Source organism: Pseudomonas sp. 21615526 (assembly GCF_013386245.1).
Classification (GTDB): domain Bacteria; phylum Pseudomonadota; class Gammaproteobacteria; order Pseudomonadales; family Pseudomonadaceae; genus Aquipseudomonas.
In genome coordinates, this window is the sequence record NZ_JACAOM010000012.1 from 75923 (window position 1) to 97101 (window position 21179).

Consider the following 21179-nt stretch of genomic DNA (forward strand, 5'->3'; position numbering starts at 1 on the left):
CGCTCTGCGTGGTAACGCCTCCTGTGACGCTTCGCGTCACGGCTTTAAAGCGCCGGCATCAACAACGCGATTACGCCCGGTATGCTTGGCCTCATACAGCGCCTGGTCGGCGTTGAGCAGTAATTCCTCCAGCGTGGTGCGGCTGTTTTTGGTCCAGGTACTGAGGCCGATGCTGACGGTAATCGGCACCGTATCCCCGCCCACTCGCGGCAGGTGTTCGACACTGCTGCGGATATGTTCAGCAATCACGCGCGCACCCTGGCTGTCGGTATGCGGCAGCACCACTGCAAATTCTTCCCCACCATAGCGAGCCGCGAGGTCAGCCGGGCGGCGGATATTGCCCTCGATCACCTGCGCCACCGTGCGCAGTGCCTCGTCGCCACCTTGATGGCCATGTCGGTCGTTGAACGCCTTGAAGTGGTCCACGTCAATCATCAGCACCGTCAACGGCTCGGCCGAACGCTGGGCGCGGTCCCATTCCAGGCGCAGGCGCTGGTCCAGGGTGCGGCGGTTGGCCAGGCCGGTGAGGCCGTCGGTGGCCGCCAGTTCCGACAACACCTTCTCGGCGCGATAGCGGCGGCGCAGTTCCAGGCGCAGCATCCAGGTCAGCCACAACAGCCCCACACACAGCACGCCGGTGGCGCCACTGATCAGCAGGGCGGCGCGCTTCCAGGCGGCAAACACGTCATCGCTCGACAACGCCACCACCACAATCAGCGGCAGCGCGCCGACGCTGGTGAAGGTGTACAGCCGTTGCGCGCCACTGATGGCGGAGATGGCGCTGAAACTGCCGCTGCCTTCGCGCAGCATTCGCTTGAAGTTGGGCCGCGCGCTCAGGTCCTTGTTGATCATGTCTCTTTCGAGCAGCGGCTGCTGGGCCAACAGGATGCCGTCGTTATTCAGCAGGTTGATGCTGCTGCCGCTGCCGATGGTCAGGCTATTGAACAACTGGTCGAAATACGCCAGGCGCATGGTTGCCACCGCCACACCGGCAAACTCGCCATTGGGCCCGGGCACCCGGCGGCTGAAGGCGATGCGCCAGACTTGATCGCAGTCGCAACGAATCCTGAAGGGCCGACTGATGAACAGCCCGGCATCGGGGTTCTGCTGGTGGATCTGGAAATAGTCGCGATTGGCGAAATTACGTGGCGTGGGGGTCAGCGTGGAGGAGTCGGCGGTGACCGCGCCGGTTTTGTCCAGCAGCAGGACTTCGCCTTTGAAAGGGGCGGCCGTGGACTGGTCGAACTGCACCATATGCAGGACTTCGGCGGAAACCTGGGGCAGGTCATCGCGAGTGGTTGCGGTGATCAGGCCGTTCAGCGCCAGGTCGTAGAGCTCGACGTTGCGCAGCACATCGGCATTGATCAGTTGGGTGATATTGCTGGTGGAGCGCTTGGCTGCCTGCAAGGCGCTGGCGTGTTCGCGGATCAGCAGTACGGCAACGATGACCACGATCAGCACGACAGTAAGGCCACTGCCCAGAATCAGCAAAAGCTCCGGGCGTGCAGGCAGGGTGAAGGCGCGGCGTTGACTCATGGGACTGGCTTCGGCACTCAAGATGCTGGCAGTTTAGTTCCATGCTGTGAAAAATAAGTCGTCGCCGCTAAAAGAAAGCCTGAAGGTTAAAAAACGTCAATCGGATAGTCGACGATCACGCGGTACTCATCCACGTCCCGGTCCACTGCCGCGTAGCCATTGCCGCCGCGATTGGTCGCCCATTGCAGGCGCACGGCCAGGTCCTTGGCCTTGCCGCCTTGCACCACGTACTTGAGGTCGATGTCCCGTTCCCAGTGCTTGGCGTTCTTGCCGTCGGCACTGTACCAGGATGAGTAACCACGGCTGTCCGGATCGACCGTGGTCAGGTCGGTCTTGCCGCTGATATACGACACCGCCGAGGTCAGGCCCGGCAGGCCCAGCCCGACGAAGTCATAGGCGTACTTGAGCTTCCACGAGCGCTCGTTGGGGCCGTTGAAGTCGGAGTATTGCTGGGAGTTGTCCAGGTAGATGCTGTCGCCCTGGCTGATGTAGTCGAACGGCGTGTTGCCGTTGACCCGCTGGTAGGCGGCGGTAACGCTGTGATTGCCCACGCCCACGGTGAAATGCAGGCTGTAGGTGTTGTTGTCGATGTTGCCCAGCAAGGCTTTGCCGGTCTCCTGGGTGTGGTAGTAGTGCAGGCCCGGGTTCAGGCTGACCAGCTCGTTCAACTGCCAGGTGTAGTCCAGGTCGTAGTAGTACTGGTTCCAGATGTCCTTGAGTTCGGACGCGTACAGGTTGCTGGTCAGCCCCGGCACGCCGCTGAAGGACACGCCGGCCCAGTCCAGGTGGCGGCTGTCTTCGCCATTGGGCAATGCGCCGTAGCTGGTGCCGATGCGGCGACGGCCGCTCTGGTTGTAGAGCTTGGTGAAGCTGGCCTGGCCGCCCTCGAACATCCAGCCGTCCAGGCTGTGGTTGGTCAGGCTCACGCCGCGGAAGGTCTGGGGCAGCATGCGGGTCATGCCGCCGGCAATCACCGGGTTGTTGAGGAACAGGTCGCCGGCTTTCAGTTCGGTGTCGAAGGCGCGCATTTTCAGGGTGGCGCCGGCGGTGGAGAACGAGCCGGGCGCTTTGCCGTTGCCGGAGCTTACCGGCAGGATGCTCGAGCCATCGGTGCCGCCACCGCCGTCGAGCTTGAGGCCGAGCATGGCGTTGGCGTCCAGGCCGAAGCCGACGATGCCGGGGGTGTAGCCGGATTCGAAGATGCCGATGAAGCCCTGGCCCCATTCCTTGCTGTCATCGGTGTGAATGTCGCGACGGTCGCGGTTCATGTAGTAGTTGCGGGTGTTGATCTTGAAGCTGGAACCTTCGACGAAGCCGTCGGTGGCCGGGGTGTCTGCCGCGTGGGCAAGGGGAACGATCGTTGCAGCAATCGCGAGGAATAACGGGGTGAACGTCAGCGAGGTTTTCACCGGTGGAGCTCCTTTGGGTCAATCGAAACCGGCCAGTGTTGTTGGGGTTCCTGGCCTTTTTTCAGCGCAAAAAAAAGCCGCTGAACTCAGCGGCTTTAAGACAGATCCCCAGTGTAGAGCCCTGGAAATAAGTCGAGGGAAATCGGGGGAGAGCGGGTCGGTCTTAACCGCTGCGCTCATCGATGCGACAAATTAGCGCAGGTGAGCGGTGCGATACAGAGTGTAACAAGATAATGACTGTTGCCCAAATCGCAACAGTCTGGCAGTGGGGTGTGAGGGGCGGCCTGACAAGCCCTACCCAAGAATGTTAGCGTGCTTGCCATTCCCACGTAGTCGATGAGCCCGCCTTCCATGAAAAAGACCGTCCTCGCCTTCAGCCGCGTCACCCCGGAAATGATCGAACGCCTGCAACAGGATTTCGATGTCATCGCCCCCAACCCCAAGCAGGGCGACATCAACGCCCAGTTCAACGAAGCCTTGCCCCATGCCCACGGCCTGATCGGCGTAGGCCGCAAACTGGGCCGCGCGCAACTGGAAGGTGCGAGCAAACTGGAAGTGGTTTCCAGCGTGTCGGTGGGCTACGACAACTACGACCTGGCGTACTTCAATGAGCGCGGGATCATGCTCACCAACACCCCGGATGTGCTCACCGAAAGCACCGCCGACCTGGCCTTCGCCCTGCTGATGAGCAGCGCCCGCCGCGTCGCCGAACTGGACGCCTGGACCAAGGCCGGCCAGTGGAAAGCCAGCGTCGGCGCGCCGTTGTTTGGCTGTGATGTACACGGCAAGACCCTGGGTATCGTCGGCATGGGCAACATCGGCGCGGCCATCGCCCGTCGGGGTCGCCTGGGCTTCAACATGCCGATTCTATACAGCGGTAACAGCCGCAAGACCGAACTGGAACAGGAACTCGGCGCGCAATTTCGCAGCCTCGACCAGTTGCTGGCCGAAGCCGATTTCGTCTGCCTGGTGGTGCCGTTGAGCGAGAAAACCCGCCACCTGATCAGCCATCGTGAACTGGGCCTGATGAAGTCCAGTGCGATCCTGGTGAACATCTCCCGTGGCCCGGTGGTGGATGAGCCGGCGCTGATCCAGGCCCTGCAAAACCACACAATCCGTGGTGCGGGCCTGGATGTGTATGAGCAGGAGCCGCTGTCCGAGTCGCCGCTGTTCCAGCTGAGCAATGCGGTGACCCTGCCGCACATCGGCTCGGCCACCAACGAGACCCGCGAAGCCATGGCCAACCGCGCCCTGGAAAACCTGCGCAGCGCCTTGCTGGGCGAGCGTCCGCAGGATCTGGTAAACCCGCAGGTGTGGAAGGGCTGACGACTGCTTGTTGTAGGTAGGAGCGAGCTTGCTCGCGAAACGCGTCAACGATAACGCGGGCAGCCTGGATAAACACAGCGCCCTCAGGTTCTTCGCGAGCAAGCTCGCTCCTACAGTTTTTCGCGTGCAAGTCGATAACGGTCTATAGATCGTCATCCCTGATCCACAGAAGGTTTTTATGTCCACCACCAAAGCCCGCGCAGATTCACTCTCGCTTCTGCTCTTTACCTTGCGCAGCGGCAAGCTGATGGCGATCAACCTGCTGAAAGTCAGTGAAATCATTCCCTGCCCGCCGCTGACCAAGCTGCCGGAGTCGCACCCCCACGTCAAAGGCATCGCCACCTTGCGCGGCACCGCGTTGTCGGTGATCGACCTGAGCCGCGCCCTGGGGGAAATGCCCCTGCAAGACCCGGACGGCGGCTGCCTGATCGTCACCGATGTAAGCCGTTCCAAGCAGGGCCTGCATGTGCAGGCGGTGAGCAAGATCGTGCACTGCCTGACCACCGACATTCGCCCGCCGCCGTTTGGTTCCGGCGGTACGCGTTCGTTTATCACCGGCGTGACCCAGGTCGAAGGCGCCCTGGTGCAAGTGCTGGACATCGAGAAAGTCATCCACGGCATCGCCCCGGCGCAGATCGAAGCGGCGCCCACCGACCTGACCATGGAAGAAGCCGAAGTGCTGGGCAACGCCCGAATCCTGGTGGTGGACGACAGCCAGGTAGCGCTGCAGCAGTCGGTGCACACCCTGCGCAACCTCGGCCTCACCTGCCACACCGCCCGCAGCGCCAAGGAAGCCATTGACCGTTTGCTGGAGCTGCAAGGCACCGTCGAGCAAATCAACGTGGTGGTCTCGGACATCGAAATGTCCGAAATGGACGGCTACGCCTTTACCCGAACCCTGCGGGAAACCCCGGACTTCCAGGACCTTTATGTGCTGCTGCACACCTCCCTGGACAGTGCGATGAACAGCGAAAAAGCCCGCTTGGCCGGCGCCAATGCGGTACTCACCAAGTTTTCTTCGCCGGAACTGACCAAGTGCCTGGTGGTAGCCGCCCAGACCGTGGCGCAACAGGGCCTGTGACCGGTGGGTGAATATTTCCAGCTGCTGCGCCGCGACCTCACCGGCAGCCTGCCCGCCCCGCAGTGGCCGGCGGATATCCAGCTGGATCATTACCGCGAAGCCATGGCCCCGGCGATCCATGCGGTATTGAGCCTGGCCCAGGAACAAGGCGGCGGACGGGTCGGCTCCCTTGAGCACTGGCGCCAGCAGTTCGTTACCGATGCCGAGTTCGACCCCAAACTGTGCCTGGTGGCGAGTAACGCCAGCGGCATCCTGGGTGTGTCCCAATGCTGGACCAGCGCCTACATCAAGAACCTGGCCATTCACCCCTGTGCCCAGGGCATGGGGTTGGGCCGTGCGTTATTGCTGCACACCTTCCAGGTGTTCAAGCAACGCGGCGAAGCGTTTGTCGACCTCAAGGTGCTGGAGTCCAACTTGCGGGCACGGCGGCTGTATGAACGTGTGGGCATGGTGTTTGTGCTTCGCGACCTTGTCCCCGAGGACTGACGGCGCTGGCGCATAACTTGCTTTGCACAGAGGCAGAACGGTGAACAGAGGCAAAAACCCGCCACCGTTCATGAGTGCCTTCTGACCTTGCCTGGTGACAGACCCTCCATGAATACCCATTTTTCCTGCGTCGGTTGCGGCAAATGCTGCACCGACCACCATGTGCCCTTGACCCTTGAAGAAGCCCGCAGCTGGGCGGCTGACGGCGGTAATGTCATCGTGCTGGTGGAAGGTTTCCTGGGCAGTGGCCTGGGGCTGCCCGAGTTGCAACGTGACCACGCGCAACGCCGTTCCGCCATCGTGCCCAGCGGCAATACCGAGGCGTATGTGGCAATCACCTTTGCCGCCTATAACGCCGGGCGCTGCCGGAATCTTGACGAAGACGACCGTTGCCGCATTTACGAGCGGCGGCCGTTGGTGTGCCGCATCTACCCGATGGAGATCAATCCGCACATCCCGTTGAACCCGGCAGCCAAGGACTGCCCGCCGGAATCCTGGGAGCAGGGGCCGGCGCTGATCGTGGGGGGCGAGTTGATGGACAAGGAGCTGGCCGAGTTGATCCGCCGCTCACGCCAGGCTGACCGCGATGATATCCAGGCCAAGGAAGCCGTGTGCGGGTTGCTGGGCATCCATACCACGGCGCTCAAGGGCGATGGGTTTACCGCGTACTTGCCCGACATGGGCCTGTTTGCCCAGGCGATCGAGTTGGCGACGCAAGAAGTCGTGCAGGCCAATGAGTGGGTGTTTCATGTGTCCGGGATGGACATTGCCGAGCAGTTGCTGGACGCCGGCGCCCGGATTGCCACCGAGGTGCCGGCCAACTATGCGTTCATTTCATTGCGGGCGGCTTAAGCGCTAGCGCCGCTTGCCCCAGAATTCCTCCGCCAACCGCCGCAAGTCATCCGCCAGCCCCGCCACGTCCCCTGAGCTGAGCTGGCTCTGCTGGCCAGCGCTGACCGTCACTTCCCCGGCATTGCGAATGCCGATGATGTTGCGGTTGATGTCCTCGCTCACCGCACTCTGTTCTTCCACCGCCGCCGCAATCTGCTGGCTCATGGCGGTAATTCGGGTCACTCGCTGGCTGATCCCATCCAGTGCGGCAGCGGCGCGCTGGGCCTGATCGACGCTGGCCTCGACATGCTGGCTGCTTTGCGCCATCGCCTGCACTGCATCCCGGGCGCCGCCTTGCAGGGTGCTGATCATGTGCTGGATCTCATTGGTCGAATCCTGCGTACGCTGGGCCAGGCCTCGTACCTCATCGGCCACCACGGCAAACCCGCGTCCTTGCTCCCCGGCCCGCGCCGCTTCGATGGCGGCATTCAGCGCCAGCAGGTTGGTCTGTTCGGCAATCGCCCGGATCACTTCCAGCACCCCGGAAATATCGCCGCTGTGGCTTTCCAGTTGATGGATCACTGCGGTGGCCCGCGCCAGTTCCTCGGACAAACGCAGCACCGCGTCGCGGCTTTCATCCACCCGTTGATGGCCCTCGCGGGTTTCGCTGCCGGCCTGGTCAGCGGCCCTGGACGCCTGCAACGCGTGCTCGGCGACTTGCGCCACGCTGGCGGCCATTTGATTGATCGCAGCGGCGACCTGATCCGTCTGGGTCTGTTGGCCGAGGCTGCTGGTGTGGCTGCTGTCCAGTTGTTGCACCAGCGCCGCGGCATGGCCGGACAGACGTTGCGACGCATCGCCAATCCGGCCGACCACTGCGCCCACCTGGGCCTCCAGCATCTGCATGGCAAACTCGATACGCCCGAACTCGTCCTTGCGCCCGGTGTAGATCGCCTGGCTCAGCGGGTTATCGGCAATCAGCCGTGCCCGCTGGTTCAACTGTGCCAGGGGCCGTAACAAGCCATGCACACCCGCTACCCCCACGGCGCAGGCCGCCGTTCCCGCCAGCAGTTGCCAGGTCAGCGGATAAGTCGCCAGCCCAAGGCCCAATGCCCAGGTTGCGGCGCAAGCCCCCAGGACCCATGCCGACAGCTTGAAGGTCATGCCCACCACGGGCCGTGCTCGCCGAGTGCCGGCACGCAGGCGGGCATAGGCCCGTTCGGCCCGATGCACCCGCCGTGCATCGGGCTTGGTGCGCACCGATTGATACTCCACCGTCACGCCGTCCCGGGTGACCGGCGTGGCATAGGCACTGACCCAATAGTGATCGCCGTTCTTGCAGCGATTTTTCACCATGCCCATCCACGAGCGACCGCTTTTCAATACCTGCCACATGTGCGCAAACGCCGCGGCCGGCATGTCCGGGTGACGCAGCAGGTTGTGCGGCGTGCCCAGCAGCTCCTCGCGGGTGTAGCCGCTGATATCGATGAAGTCCTGGTTGGCGTAGGTAATTGCGCTGGTCAGGTCGGTGGTCGAGAGGATATTGGCGTCGGGGGCAAAATCCACATTTCGACCGGTGACCGGCAGATTGATCTTCATGGAAAAGCGCGCTCGTGATTGTTGGAGGAGTCGGCAGGGCGTCGACTCTAAGCGCACCGGTTGGGCAAATACTGATCCAGCTCATGTTCCGCGCAATTAATTGGCCATTACGGTCTGGAGAGCGGCGCGTCCAGGCGGTAGGGCTCGATGATGCGTTGGTATTCGCCGCTCTGTTTCAGTTGCTCGAGGGCGTGATTGAGGGCGCTGCGCAAGGCGGTGTCGGGCTTGCGCAGTGCGATCGCCACGCCGTTACCCAGCAGTTCGGTGGAGACGTGAGGGCCGAGGAAGTCGAAAACCTGACCATCAGCGGTGTCGAGCAGCGCCTCACGGATTTCCACGGTGCCTTGCAATGTTGCATCGATGTCGCCTGCCAGCAGGCTGCGGATCAGCTCGTCATTGCGCCAGAATGCCTTGACGATGACCCCCTTGGGCGCCCACTTCGACAGGGCGAAGGCTTCGCGGTTGCTGCCCACCAGAACGCCCACGCGCTTGCCCTTCAGTGACCGTGGGGTCGGCTTCAACCCTGATGTCTTGCGGGCCACCAGGCGCGTGGTGATCGGATAAAGGTTATCGGTGAAATTCACCCGCTGGCGCCGTTTCAGTGTAGGGGCCATGCCCATGATCGCGTCGAATTGCCTGGCTTCAAGGGCGGGGAAGTTTTCCACAAGGACCTGGTCGACCCAGGTACACCGCACATTGAGCTGTATGCATAAGGCATTGCCCAGCTCGATGTTCAGCCCTGCAAGCTGGCCATGTTGATTGCGGCTTTGGAAGGGTGGAAATTGCGCAGCAACGGCGAAACGAATTTCATGCCGTGGTTGACCGCTGGCCGCAGTGGTGGAGAAAACGCTGGCCATCAGCGACAACAACAGCACGACACAGGTGCGTATCAGAACCACAGGGGACGTCCTTTTCCAGAAAACCAGCTTTACCACGTCCAGCCCCGAGCGAAAGAGTCGGGGCAAGCGGGTGTCATGCAAGCTTTCAAGAATTGGCCGCAGGCCTACAAGGCGAAACGTCAGTAACTGTTGTAGGCATAAATCTCCATTACGGAGGATTTATTACCGGTCAGCGCTTGCCCATCGAGCGACGGGTGCCGGGAGGCGCCATGCCCGGGCTCTTGGTGTGGCCGTTCTTGGCGCCGTTTTTGTACCACGGCTGGCTGGCGTTTTTCGCCCCGGCCAGTTCGCCCGGCTTGAACGGAAACTTGAACGCCGGGATCTCGGCCTTGGTTTCGCCTTCGACGCTGTCAGGGTTGGCCTGTTGGTCGATGTCGACCGCTTCAACAGCGGGTTGTGTCGGGGAATTCATGGTGGCTCCGGGGAGTACTGAAAATGACGCGGGCCCGACTTGCAGGCCACACCGCCGCGCAGTATACCTGCGCGCCTCGGATCTTTAACCACTGCTCGTACGAATGGTCGGACTTTACTGACGGCGCTGTCAGTTAGCAGTCACTTTGCTGACCCGGTTGGCGGGCTATAAAGAGCCTTCATTCTTCCGATCCTTTGCCCTGGCGCCTCACCCCATGCACATTCAACGAAAACCTGCCTTGATCGTGGGCGTCCTTGTGGTACTGGCCGTGGTTGCCTGGGTGGTGACCCGCCCGGCCAAGACCAAACTGACCGCATCGTCGGCGATCCCGGTGCGGGTGATCAGCGTCAAACAGCAGGACATCCCGCGGTTTGTCAGCGGCATCGGCTCGGTGCTGTCGTTGCACAGCGTGGTGATTCGCCCGCAGATCGACGGCATCCTTACCAAATTGCTGGTCAAGGAAGGTCAACTGGTGAAGGCCGGCGACCTGCTGGCGACCATTGATGACCGCTCGATCCGCGCCAGCCTGGACCAGGCCAAGGCGCAGCTCGGGGAAAGCCAGGCGCAACTGCAAGTCGCGCTGGTCAACCTCAAGCGCTACAAGGAACTGAGCATCGACGACGGCGTGTCCAAGCAGACCTATGACCAGCAACAAGCCCTGGTCAACCAGCTCAAGGCCACGGCCCAAGGCAACCAGGCCGCGATTGATTCGGCCCAGGTGCAGCTTTCCTACACCCAGATTCGCTCGCCGGTTACCGGTCGCGTCGGGATTCGCACAGTGGATGAAGGCAACTTCCTGCGCATGAGCGACACCCAGGGCTTGTTCTCCGTGACCCAGATCGACCCGATTGCCGTCGAGTTCTCCCTGCCGCAACAGATGCTTCCGACCCTGCAAGGCCTGATCGCCGCGCAACTGCCCGCCGACGTCAACGCCTACATGGGCGCCGACACCGACGGCCAGACCGGCGACCTGCTGGGGGAGGGCCGCCTGAGCCTGATCGACAACCAGATCAGCGGCACCACCGGCACCATCCGCGCCAAGGCCGAGTTCAGCAACGGCGCTCAGAAACTCTGGCCGGGGCAGTTGGTGACGATCCGCATCCAGACCGCCCTGCACAAGAATGCCCTGGTGGTGCCGCCTACCGTGGTGCAACGCGGCCTGGATTCGCACTTCGTGTACCGGCTCAAGGGTGACAAGGTAGAGGTGGTGCCGGTGCAGGTGCTGTACCAGAACAGCGACATGAACATCCTCCAGGGTGTGCAGGCCGGCGATGTGCTGGTCAGCGACGGCCAGTCACGGCTCAAGGCGGGCGCCCAGGTTGATGTGCTCAAGGAGCCGCCGCAGGTGATCCAGACCGTTGATGCCAAGGTGCAGCCATGAGTGGCAGTCGTTCGCCGTCGGCCTGGTGCGTCGACCACCCGGTCGCCACCTTGCTGCTGACCTTCGCCCTGGTATTGCTCGGGATGATTGCCTTCCCACGCCTGGCCATCGCCCCACTGCCGGAAGCGGAATTTCCGACGATCCAGGTCAGTGCGACGCTGCCCGGCGCCAGCCCGGACACCATGGCCTCATCCGTGGCAACGCCGCTGGAGGTGCAATTCAGCGCCATCCCCGGCATGACCCAGATGACCTCCAGCAGTGCCTTGGGCTCCAGCCTGCTGACCCTGCAATTCACCCTTACCAAGAGCATCGACACCGCCGCCCAGGAAGTGCAGGCGGCGATCAACACCGCGTCCGGCAAACTGCCCAGCGACATGCCGAGCCTGCCGACCTGGAAGAAGGTCAACCCGGCGGACAGCCCGGTGCTGATCCTCAGCGTCAGTTCCGACAGCATGCCCAGCACCGAGCTGAGCGACTACGTGGAAACCCTGCTGGCCCGGCAGATCAGCCAGATCGACGGCGTCGGCCAGATCAACATTACCGGCCAGCAACGCCCGGCCATCCGGGTGCAGGCGTCGGCCGATAAACTCGCGGCCATCGGCCTGACCCTGGCGGACGTGCGCCTGGCGATCCAGCAATCGAGCCTGAACCTGGCCAAGGGCGCGATCTACGGCGAGAACAGCGTGTCGACCCTCTCGACCAACGACCAGTTGTTCCACCCCGAGGATTACGCCCAGCTGATCGTGTCCTACAAGGACGGGGCACCTGTACAGCTGCGGGATATCGCCAAAGTCATCAACGGCTCGGAAAACGCCTACGTGCAGGCCTGGTCCGGCGACACCCCAGGCGTCAACCTGGTGATCTCCCGCCAGCCCGGCGCGAATATCGTCGAGACCGTGGACCGCATTCAAGCCGAACTGCCGCGCCTGCAAGCCATGCTGCCGGCCTCGGTGCAGGTCAGCGTGTTGACCGACCGCACCAAGACCATCCGCGCGTCCCTGCATGAAGTGGAAGTGACCCTGCTGATCGCCATCCTGCTGGTGGTGGCGGTGATGGCGCTGTTCCTGCGCCAGCTGTCGGCCACGTTGATCGTGTCCAGCGTGCTCGGCGTGTCGCTGGTGGCCAGTTTTGCCCTGATGTACCTGATGGGCTTCAGCCTGAACAACCTGACCCTGGTGGCGATCGTGATCGCCGTGGGGTTTGTGGTGGACGATGCGATCGTGGTGGTGGAGAACATTCACCGCCACCTGGAAGCGGGCCTCGACAAGCGCGAAGCCGCGATCAAGGGCGCGGGTGAAATCGGTTTTACCGTGGTCTCCATCAGCTTCTCGCTGGTGGCGGCGTTTATCCCGCTGCTGTTCATGGGCGGTGTCGTGGGGCGGTTGTTCAAGGAGTTTGCCTTGACAGCCACCTCGACCATCCTGATTTCGGTGGTGGTCTCGCTGACCCTGGCGCCGACCCTGGCCGCATTGTTCATGCGCGCACCAACCCATCATGCCCACGACAAACCCGGTTTCAGCGAACGCCTGCTGGCCGGCTATGCGCGCAATCTGCGCCGCGCCCTGGCCCATCAACGCACCATGGCCGCGATCTTCATGGTGACCCTGGCCCTGGCCGTGGTCGGCTACGTGTTTATCCCCAAGGGTTTCTTTCCGGTACAAGACACCGGCTTCGTCCTCGGCACCAGCGAAGCGGCGGCCGACGTGTCGTTCCCGGACATGGTCGCCAAGCACAAGGCAATCGCCGAGATCGTCAAGGATGACCCGGCGGTGGAAGCGTTCTCCCATTCGGTGGGTGTGACCGGCAGCAACCAGACCATCGCCAACGGCCGGTTCTGGATTGCCTTGAAAGATCGCGGGGATCGCGACGTGTCGGCCAGCCAGTTTATCGACCGGATCCGCCCGAAACTGGCGAAAGTGCCGGGCATCGTCCTGTACCTGCGGGCCGGCCAGGACATCAACTTGAGCTCCGGCCCCAGCCGCGCCCAGTACCAGTACGTGCTCAAGAGCAATGACGGCCCGACCCTGAATACCTGGACCCAGCGCCTCACCGAAAAACTGCGGGCAAACCCGGCGTTCCGCGACCTGTCCAACGACTTGCAACTGGGCGGCAGCATCACCCACATCAGCATCGACCGTCAGGCCGCCGCGCGGTTTGGCCTCACCGCCACCGATGTGGACCAGGCGCTGTACGACGCCTTCGGCCAGCGCCAGATCAACGAGTTCCAGACCGAGATCAACCAGTACCAGGTGGTGCTGGAACTGGACACCCAGCAACGCGGCAAGGCCGAAAGCCTGAACTACTTCTACCTGCGCTCGCCGCTGACCAACGAGATGGTGCCGCTGTCGGCGGTGGCCAAGGTCGACCCGCCTACCGTCGGGCCGTTGTCCATCAGCCATGACGGCATGTTCCCGGCGGCCAACCTGTCTTTCAACCTGGCACCCGGCGTCGCGTTGGGCGATGCGGTGATCCTGCTCAACCAGGCGAAGAATGAAATCGGCATGCCGACCACCATCATCGGCAACTTCCAGGGCGCGGCCCAGGCGTTCCAGAGTTCATTGGCCAGCCAGCCCTGGCTGATCCTCGCGGCACTGGTGGCGGTCTACATTATCCTGGGTGTGCTGTACGAGAGCTTCGTGCACCCGCTGACGATCATCTCCACCTTGCCATCGGCGGGGTTGGGGGCGCTGATCATGCTGTCACTGATGGGCCAGGACTTTTCGATCATGGCGTTGATCGGCCTGGTGCTGCTGATCGGGATCGTGAAGAAGAACGGTATCCTGATGATCGACTTCGCCCTGGACGCTCAGCGCGTACGCGGCCTGCCGCCCGAGGAAGCGATTTATGAGGCGTGTGTCACGCGGTTCCGGCCGATCATCATGACCACCCTGGCCGCCCTGCTGGGTGCGGTGCCGCTGATGCTGGGCTCCGGCCCCGGCGCGGAAATGCGCCAGCCGCTGGGTATCGCGGTGGTGGGCGGGTTACTGGTGAGCCAGGCGCTGACGCTGTTCACCACACCGGTCATATACTTGTACCTCGAGAAGTTTTTCCACAGACCCAAACCAGCTCCCCAGCTGGCAATCACACACTGAGGCTGAGGCCCCGTCCTGGAACAAAAGGCTCATGCGTGTACTGATTATTGAAGACGAAGAAAAAACCGCCGACTACCTGCACCGCGGCCTGACGGAGCAAGGCTATACCGTCGACGTCGCCCGTGAAGGCGTCGAAGGGTTGCACCTGGCCCTGGAGAACGATTACGCGGTCATCGTGCTCGACGTGATGCTGCCCGGCCTGGATGGCTTTGGTGTATTGCGCGCGCTGCGGGCGCGCAAGCAGACGCCGGTGATCATGCTCACCGCCCGCGAGCGCGTGGAAGACCGTATTCGCGGCCTGCGCGAAGGCGCGGATGATTACCTCGGCAAGCCGTTCTCGTTCCTCGAACTGGTGGCGCGCCTGCAAGCCCTGACCCGTCGCAGTGGCGGGCATGAGCCGGTGCAGGTGACCATCGCCGACCTGTGGATCGACCTGATCAGCCGCAAGGCCAGTCGCAACGGCGTTCGCCTGGACCTGACCGCCAAGGAGTTCTCGCTGCTCAGCGTATTGGCCCGGCGCCAGGGTGAAATCCTGTCCAAGACCTCGATTGCGGAAATGGTCTGGGATATCAATTTCGACAGTGACGCCAATGTGGTGGAAGTAGCGATCAAACGCCTGCGGGCCAAGCTCGACGGGCCGTTCGAACAGAAACTGCTGCACACCATCCGTGGCATGGGTTACGTGCTGGAGAACCGCAGTGTCGGCTAACTCCATCGCCCTGCGCCTGAGCGGCATGTTCACCCTGGTGGCGCTGCTGATCTTCCTGTTGATCGGCGGCGCGCTGTACCAGCAGGTGGACAAAGGCCTGGGCCTGCTGCCCGGGGCCGAGCTGGATGCGCGCTACAGCGTGCTGGAGTCTTCGGTCAATCGCTTCGGTACGCCGGACCATTGGGCGAAGATCACCGCCAAGCTCAAGTTGTTGGGAGAGGAAGACAAGCGCATTCGCTTCTGGGTGGTGAGCAGCGACCCGACCTACGAATACGGCAACCCGGACGCGCAGATTCGCGCCTTTGCCGCCGGCCCGACCGGCAAGCGCGACTTGCGCCTGCCGGGCCATGCCTACCCGTTCAAAGTATTGGTCAGCCAGTTTCCAGCCAAGGAGCAGCGCCCGCCGCTGCGTTTCCTGATCGCGGTCGACACCGAGAACTTCCGCGCCACCCAGCATCAACTGCTGGTGGCGCTGATCGGCCTGGCGTTTGTCGGCGTGCTGCTGGCCTCGCTGCTGGGGTTCTGGGTGGCGCGCATCGGTCTCAAGCCGCTGATCAAGCTGTCGGACGAGGCGCAGAAACTTGCACCGCCGAAACTCTCCGGGCGCCTGCAATTGTCGCCATTGCCGCCGGAGCTGAAGCAGTTCGTCAACTCCTTCAACTCGACCCTCGACCGGGTAGAACAGGCCTATTCGCGCCTGGAGTCATTCAACGCCGATGTGGCCCATGAGCTGCGCTCGCCGCTGACCAACCTGATCGGCCAGACCCAGGTGGCGCTGACCCGTGGGCGTTCGGCCGAGCATTATTTCGAGGTGCTGCAATCGAACCTCGAAGAGCTGGAACGGCTGCGCTCGATCATCAATGACATGCTGTTCCTGGCCAGTGCCGACCAGGGCAGCAAGGCCACCAAGCTGATCACCAGTTCGCTGGCGGATGAAGTGGCGACCACCCTGGATTACCTGGACTTTATCCTCGAGGACGCCCAGGTGCAGGTGCGTGTGACCGGCGATGCCCAGGTGCAGATCGAGAAGGCGCACTTGCGCCGGGCGTTGATCAACCTGTTGAGCAATGCGGTGCAGCATACGGCGCCTGGCCAGGTGATCGAGGTGAAGATCGAAGTGCTGGAGGACCACGTGGCGATCGGGGTGACCAACCCGGGCGATGAGATTGCCAGCGAGCACCTGCCCCGGTTGTTCGAGCGGTTCTATCGGGTGGACGCGTCCCGCAGCAATAGCGGGGCGAATCACGGGTTGGGACTGGCGATCGTCAAGGCGATCGCGTTGATGCACGGCGGAGATGTGTTTGTGCGCAGCGAGGGCGGCGGCAACACCTTTGGCATTACGCTGCCGGTGTAGTGGCTGCCCCCCTCAGTTACTCAGTCGTACCCCGCCCAAACTGCCACTTAGCTCATAGGCCGCCAGTTCCGCCTGATGCGCGGCCATGATTTCCGGCAGGGAGCTGCGCAGGTATTCCACCCACGTCTTGATCTTCGCATCCAGGTATTGGCGCGATGGGTAGATGGCGTACAGGTTGAGCTCCTGGGAGCGGTAGTTGGGCATCACCCGCACCAGGGTGCCGTTGCGCAGCCCTTCAATCGCCGCATACACCGGCAACAGGCCAACGCCCATGCCGCTGGTGATCGCGGTCTTCATCGCATCCGCCGAGTTCACCAGGAACGGTGAGCTGTTGATCGCCACACTTTCCTGGCCTTCCGGGCCATTGAACGACCATTTATCCAGCTGAATCACCGGGCTGACCAGGCGCAGGCACGCGTGGTTGAGCAGGTCGCTGGGCCGTTGCGCGCAGCCGTTGGCCTTGACGTAGGCCGGCGAGGCACAGGCGATGCTGTAAGTTATCCCCAGGCGCTGCGAGACAAACCCCGAATCCGGCAACTCGCTGGCGAGCACGATGGACACGTCGTAACCCTCATCCAGCAGGTCCGGCACGCGGTTGGCCATGGTCAGGTCAAAGGTCACGTCCGGGTGGGTGCGGCGGTAGCGGGCAATCGCATCGATCACGAAGTGCTGGCCGATGCCGGTCATGGTGTGCACTTTCAGCTGCCCGGCGGGGCGGGCGTGGGCGTCGCTGGCTTCGGCTTCCGCTTCCTCGACATACGCCAGGATCTGCTCGCAACGCAGCAAATAGCGCTTGCCGGCCTCGGTCAGGGCGATGCGGCGGGTGGTGCGGTTGAGCAAACGGGTTTGCAGATGGGCCTCAAGGTTGGAGACCGCGCGCGAGACGTTGGCCGTGGTGGTATCCAGTTGCACGGCGGCGGCGGTGAAGCTGCCGGCTTCGGCCACACAACTGAAGGCGCGCATGTTTTGCAAGGTGTCCATTAAGGTGCTCTCAGGGGAGATGGCAAATTGTGACACGAAGTTGCAGGATCCAGTGATCCCTACGAACGGATTATCGCCTGAACGGTAACAAAGATTCACAAGAATCCCACCTTATCGCCATCCGGCCCGCCCCTTAGAATTGCGCCACCTTCCCCGCAACACCCTCTCAGGAATTCGCAGCAGTGCCGCGTCGCATCAGCAGAGAGCTGAAGACTCTCAGTGTTTGGGCCTTATCGTTAGCAATCAGCGGCTGCATCGGAACCGGAGGAATTGCCCCTCAAGGCCAGTCACTCGTCGCCAGTTCATTGGCCACCGACGAGGCGATCAAAAGCGCCGCCCAGGACGCCCACTGGCCCACCGCGCAATGGTGGCAAGCCTACGGCGACCCGCAACTCAACCACTGGATCGACCTCGCCGTGCAAGGCAGCCCGAGCATGGCCATGGCCGCTGCACGTGTGCGTGAAGCCCGGGCCATGGCCGGGATCGCCGAGTCGGCCGAGTCGTTGCAGATCAATGGTGATGCCACGCTCAAGCGCCATAACTGGCCCAGCGACCAATTCTACGGCCCGGGCGCGCTGGACAATTCCACCACCTGGGACAACAACGCGTCCCTGGGGCTGAGTTATGCCCTCGACCTCTGGGGCCGCGAAAGCAACGCCACCGAGCGCGCCGTGGACATGGCCCACATGAGCGCCGCCGAAGCGCGCCAGGCGCAGCTCGAATTGCAGAACAACGTGGTGCGCGCCTATATCCAGCTGTCGTTGCACTTCGCCCAGCGCGATATCGTGGCCGCCACCCTGGCCCAGCAACAACAGATTCTCGACCTGGCGCAAAAGCGTTTGAATGGTGGGATCGGCACCCACTTCGAAGTCAGCCAGGCCGAGACGCCGCTGCCGGAAACCCATCGCCAGATGGACGCCCTGGATGAACAGATCGCCCTGAGTCGCAACCAGTTGGCCGCGCTGGCGGGCAAAGGGCCGGGGGCGGGCGCGCAGTTGCAGCGGCCCACCCTGTCCCTCGCGGCACCGCTGAAACTGCCGTCGAGCTTGCCCGCCGAACTGCTCGGCCAGCGCCCGGACGTGGTCGCCAGCCGCTGGCAAGTGGCGGCCCAGGCCCGTGGCATTGATGTGGCCCACGCCGGTTTCTACCCCAACGTCGACCTGGTGGGCAGCCTCGGCTACGTCGCCACCGGCGGCGGAATGCTGAGTTTCCTGACCGGTAAGAAACTCAACTACACCGCCGGCCCTGCCATCAGCCTGCCGATCTTCGACGGTGGCCGCCTGCGCTCGCAACTGGGTGAAGCCAGCGCCGGCTACGACATCGCCGTCGCGCACTACAACCAGACCCTGGTCAACGCGCTCAAGGGCATCAGCGACCAGTTGATCCGCCGCGAGTCGATGGACAAGCAGCAAGCCTTCGCCGCCGAATCCGTGGCCTCGGCGCAGAAAACCTATGACATCGCGATGATCGCCTACCAGCGCGGCCTCACCGACTACCTCAACGTGCTGAATGCCCAGAGCCTGTTGTTCCGCCAGCAGCAGGTGCAGCAGCAGGTCCAGGCCGCACGCCTGAGTGCCCACGCCGAACTGGTGACCGCGTTGGGCGGTGGCCTCGGTGCCGGCAGCGATGTACCTCAGGACAGCCAGACTTTACCGAGCAAGACCCCGGCGGCCCTCGCCGTGTTTGATCACTGAGTAGGATGCGATGACTCCCTTGCCTGCACCGCTGCGCTGGTTGCACTCGCTTGAGTGGCGCCGCGGTTTCTTCGATTGGGCACGCAGTGATGGCGTGACCTGGGTCTATATCTTCAAGGTGCTGATCGCGGCGTTCCTGACGCTGTGGCTGGCCATGCGCCTGGAATTGCCGCAACCGCGTACCGCGATGATCACGGTATTTATCGTGATGCAGCCGCAAAGCGGCCAGGTATTCGCCAAGAGTTTCTACCGCTTCCTGGGCACCCTGGCGGGCTCGGCGGTGATGGTGTTCCTGATCGCGTTGTTTGCGCAGAACACTGAACTGTTCCTCGGTTCGCTGGCGATCTGGGTCGGCATCTGCACTGCTGGCGCGACCCGCAATCGCAACTTTCGCGCCTACGGTTTTGTGCTGGCCGGCTACACCGCGGCGATGGTCGGCTTGCCGGCCCTGGCCCATCCCGACGGCGCGTTTATGGCGGCGGTGTGGCGAGTCCTGGAAATCTCGTTGGGGATTGTCTGCTCCACGCTGGTCAGCGCCGCGATCCTGCCGCAAACCTCCAGCGCTGCGATGCGCAACGCCCTGTACCAGCGCTTCGGTGTGTTCGCGCTGTTCGTCACCGACGGCCTGCGCGGTCGCAGCGAGCGCGAAGGCTTTGAACGCAGCAACGTGCGCTTTATCGCCGAAGCCGTGGGCCTGGAAGGGCTGCGCAGCATCACCGTGTTCGAAGACCCGCACATGCGTCGGCGCAATGGCCGGCTGACGCGCTTGAACAGCGAGTTCATGGGCATCACCACGCGCTTCAACGCCTTGCACCAATTGCTCGAGCGCCTGCGCAGCCAGGAGGCCGATCACGTGGTGGCTGCCATCAAGCCGGGCCTGCAAGACCTGGCGGAACTGCTCGACGGTTTTTCCGGCCGTGCGCTCACCAGCCCCGATGCGGCGCGCCTGGCCAATCAGTTGAACGCCTACAAGGAAGGCCTGCCCGCCAAGGTGCGCAGCCTGCGCACCCGCTTCCAGGAAAGCGCCCCCAGCGACGCCGAACTGTTGGACTTTCACACCGCCTATGAGCTGCTGTACCGCTTCGTCGACGACTTGCACAACTACGCCCAGACCCACGCCTCCCTGGCGGATCACAGCCACGAGCGCGAACACTGGGACGAACCCTACACCCCCAAAACCAACTGGCTGGCCTGCGCCGCCTCGGGGATTCGCGCCTCGTTTATCCTGATCGTGCTCGGCAGTTACTGGGTGGCCACGGCCTGGCCCAGTGGCGCCACCATGACCCTGATCGCCGCGGCGACGGTGGGTTTGTCGGCCGCCACCCCCAACCCCAAGCGCATGGCCTTTCAAATGGCTTGCGGCACCTTGATCGGGGCGCTGGTGGGCTTTGTCGAAATGTTCTTCGTGTTCCCCTGGATCGACGGTTTCCCGTTGCTGTGCGTGATGCTCGCGCCGGTGATCATCTTCGGTTCGTTCCTGGCTTCGCGCCCGCAGTACGCGGGAGTCGGCGTCGGGTTGCTGATCTTCTTCAGCACCGGCTCGGTGCCGGACAACCTCACGATCTACAACCCCTACACCTTCATCAACGACTACATCGCCATGGTCATCGGCATGCTGGTGTGTGCGGCGGCGGGCGCGATCATCCTGCCGCCCAACAGCCGCTGGTTGTGGCGTCGGCTGGAGCAGGACTTGCGCGAGCAAGTGGTGTTCGCCATCAGCGGCAAACTCAAGGGCCTGGCGTCGGGTTTCGAAAGCCGCACCCGCGACCTGCTGCACCAGGCCTACGGCTTTGCCGCCGGGCAACCCCAGGTGCAACGCAACCTGCTGCGCTGGATGTTCGTGGTGCTGGAAGTCGGCCACGCGATCATCGAGTTGCGCAAAGAACAGGCGATCCTGCCGGTGCACCCGGCGTATGCCGAGTCCCAGCCGTGGCGCCAGGCGATCCGGGTGATGGGCCGTTCGCTGGTGCGGCTGTTCCTGCAACCCAGCGCCAGCAACCTGGAGCGCAGCCTGGTCGCCGTGGACCATGCCATCAGCCGCGTGCAGGCCACCGACGAACCCTTCGCCCCGCACTTCGACACCTCGGCCCTGCGCCGGGTGAAAAGCTACCTGCACTTTATCCGCACCTCATTGCTGGACCCGCAATCACCCCTGGCTGCCCTCAAGCCCGAAGGACCCGCCCATGCCTCGTGAAATCGCCTTCCACGGCGTCTACATGCCCACCATGACCCTGATGTTTCTGATCGCGGCGGGCCTGGCCTGGGCCCTTGACCGGTTCCTGGCCGGCTTTGACCTGTACCGTTTTTTCTGGCACCCGGCGCTGCTGCGCCTGAGCCTGTTCGCTTGCTTGTTCGGCGCCCTGGCGCTGACCGTCTACCGTTGAGAATG

Annotated in this window: 17 protein-coding genes and 2 pseudogenes; 12 read left to right on the forward strand and 7 right to left on the reverse strand. The window is 63.1% G+C overall.

All coding sequences use genetic code 11. From position 1 onward, the window contains the following. Positions 1-36 precede the first annotated feature (36 nt). Positions 37-1536, reverse strand: a complete 1500-nt coding sequence (locus HX786_RS05295) for a sensor domain-containing diguanylate cyclase (RefSeq protein ID WP_178911796.1) — start codon at positions 1534-1536, stop codon at positions 37-39. Positions 1537-1622: 86 nt separating this feature from the next. After that, entirely contained in the window at positions 1623-2945 is a 1323-nt protein-coding gene (locus HX786_RS05300; RefSeq protein ID WP_008434205.1) for an OprD family porin, read from the reverse strand. Positions 2946-3296: 351 nt separating this feature from the next. On the opposite strand from HX786_RS05300, the gene HX786_RS05305 reads away from it, so the two are divergent. The 5 genes and pseudogenes from HX786_RS05305 to HX786_RS05320 all read left to right on the forward strand — a co-directional run bounded on the left by HX786_RS05305 (position 3297) and on the right by HX786_RS05320 (position 6690). Then, the gene (locus HX786_RS05305; RefSeq protein ID WP_178911797.1) at positions 3297-4271 is read left to right on the forward strand and encodes a D-glycerate dehydrogenase; all 975 of its coding nucleotides are present in this window, start codon (positions 3297-3299) and stop codon (positions 4269-4271) included. 28 nt (positions 4272-4299) lie between these two features. After that, positions 4300-4398: pseudogene (locus HX786_RS31835) on the forward strand (outer membrane lipoprotein carrier protein LolA); the annotation flags it as partial. A gap of 51 nt (positions 4399-4449) precedes the next feature. After that, positions 4450-5352: a chemotaxis protein CheV gene (locus tag HX786_RS05310; RefSeq protein WP_102369883.1), complete on the forward strand. Its 903-nt coding sequence runs from the start codon at positions 4450-4452 to the stop codon at positions 5350-5352. A gap of 3 nt (positions 5353-5355) precedes the next feature. Continuing rightward, positions 5356-5838, forward strand: a complete 483-nt coding sequence (locus HX786_RS05315; RefSeq protein ID WP_003216240.1) for an N-acetyltransferase — start codon at positions 5356-5358, stop codon at positions 5836-5838. A gap of 108 nt (positions 5839-5946) precedes the next feature. After that, positions 5947-6690, forward strand: coding sequence for a YkgJ family cysteine cluster protein (locus tag HX786_RS05320; protein ID WP_003216242.1), 744 nt, complete (start codon positions 5947-5949; stop codon positions 6688-6690). Between the two features lie 3 nt (positions 6691-6693). On the opposite strand, the gene HX786_RS05325 is transcribed toward HX786_RS05320, so the two are convergent. The 4 genes and pseudogenes from HX786_RS05325 to HX786_RS05335 all read right to left on the reverse strand — a co-directional run bounded on the left by HX786_RS05325 (position 6694) and on the right by HX786_RS05335 (position 9579). Beyond that, on the reverse strand, positions 6694-7740 hold the full coding sequence (locus tag HX786_RS05325; protein WP_372846356.1) for a methyl-accepting chemotaxis protein: 1047 nt from the start codon (positions 7738-7740) through the stop codon (positions 6694-6696). Positions 7741-7986: 246 nt separating this feature from the next. Next, positions 7987-8268: pseudogene (locus HX786_RS32290) on the reverse strand (PAS domain-containing protein); the annotation flags it as partial. Between the two features lie 107 nt (positions 8269-8375). Continuing rightward, entirely contained in the window at positions 8376-9167 is a 792-nt protein-coding gene (locus HX786_RS05330; RefSeq protein ID WP_008434195.1) for a transporter substrate-binding domain-containing protein, read from the reverse strand. A gap of 169 nt (positions 9168-9336) precedes the next feature. Then, positions 9337-9579 (reverse strand): hypothetical protein, encoded by a 243-nt coding sequence (locus tag HX786_RS05335; protein WP_003216247.1) that lies wholly within the window; start codon positions 9577-9579, stop codon positions 9337-9339. Between the two features lie 214 nt (positions 9580-9793). Here HX786_RS05335 and HX786_RS05340 point away from each other — a divergent pair, with 214 nt between their 5' ends. From HX786_RS05340 to HX786_RS05355, 4 genes are read left to right on the forward strand one after another with little or no spacing between them, the layout of a single operon-like run. Beyond that, entirely contained in the window at positions 9794-10960 is a 1167-nt protein-coding gene (locus HX786_RS05340) for an efflux RND transporter periplasmic adaptor subunit (protein ID WP_003216249.1), read from the forward strand. After that, complete coding sequence (locus HX786_RS05345; RefSeq protein ID WP_008434191.1) at positions 10957-14052, forward strand: multidrug efflux RND transporter permease subunit; 3096 nt, start codon at positions 10957-10959, stop codon at positions 14050-14052. Before HX786_RS05340 ends, HX786_RS05345 begins: the two co-directional genes overlap by 4 nt. Positions 14053-14083: 31 nt before the next feature. Next, on the forward strand, positions 14084-14761 hold the full coding sequence (locus tag HX786_RS05350) for a heavy metal response regulator transcription factor (protein WP_003216255.1): 678 nt from the start codon (positions 14084-14086) through the stop codon (positions 14759-14761). Then, positions 14751-16115, forward strand: coding sequence for a heavy metal sensor histidine kinase (locus HX786_RS05355; protein WP_003216256.1), 1365 nt, complete (start codon positions 14751-14753; stop codon positions 16113-16115). The genes HX786_RS05350 and HX786_RS05355 overlap by 11 nt, the downstream gene beginning before the upstream one ends. A gap of 12 nt (positions 16116-16127) precedes the next feature. Here HX786_RS05355 and HX786_RS05360 read toward each other — a convergent pair whose 3' ends face one another. Beyond that, the gene (locus HX786_RS05360) at positions 16128-17096 is read right to left on the reverse strand and encodes a LysR family transcriptional regulator (protein WP_003216257.1); all 969 of its coding nucleotides are present in this window, start codon (positions 17094-17096) and stop codon (positions 16128-16130) included. 182 nt (positions 17097-17278) lie between these two features. On the opposite strand from HX786_RS05360, the gene HX786_RS05365 reads away from it, so the two are divergent. Genes HX786_RS05365 through HX786_RS05375 form a run of 3 tightly spaced genes read left to right on the forward strand, consistent with a single transcriptional unit; the run spans position 17279 to position 21174 of the window. Then, positions 17279-18790, forward strand: coding sequence for an efflux transporter outer membrane subunit (locus HX786_RS05365; protein WP_178911799.1), 1512 nt, complete (start codon positions 17279-17281; stop codon positions 18788-18790). Positions 18791-18800: 10 nt separating this feature from the next. Beyond that, positions 18801-20984, forward strand: a complete 2184-nt coding sequence (locus HX786_RS05370; protein ID WP_003216260.1) for an FUSC family protein — start codon at positions 18801-18803, stop codon at positions 20982-20984. Further along, positions 20974-21174, forward strand: coding sequence for a DUF1656 domain-containing protein (locus tag HX786_RS05375; RefSeq protein ID WP_003216262.1), 201 nt, complete (start codon positions 20974-20976; stop codon positions 21172-21174). The genes HX786_RS05370 and HX786_RS05375 overlap by 11 nt, the downstream gene beginning before the upstream one ends. Positions 21175-21179: the final 5 nt, after the last annotated feature.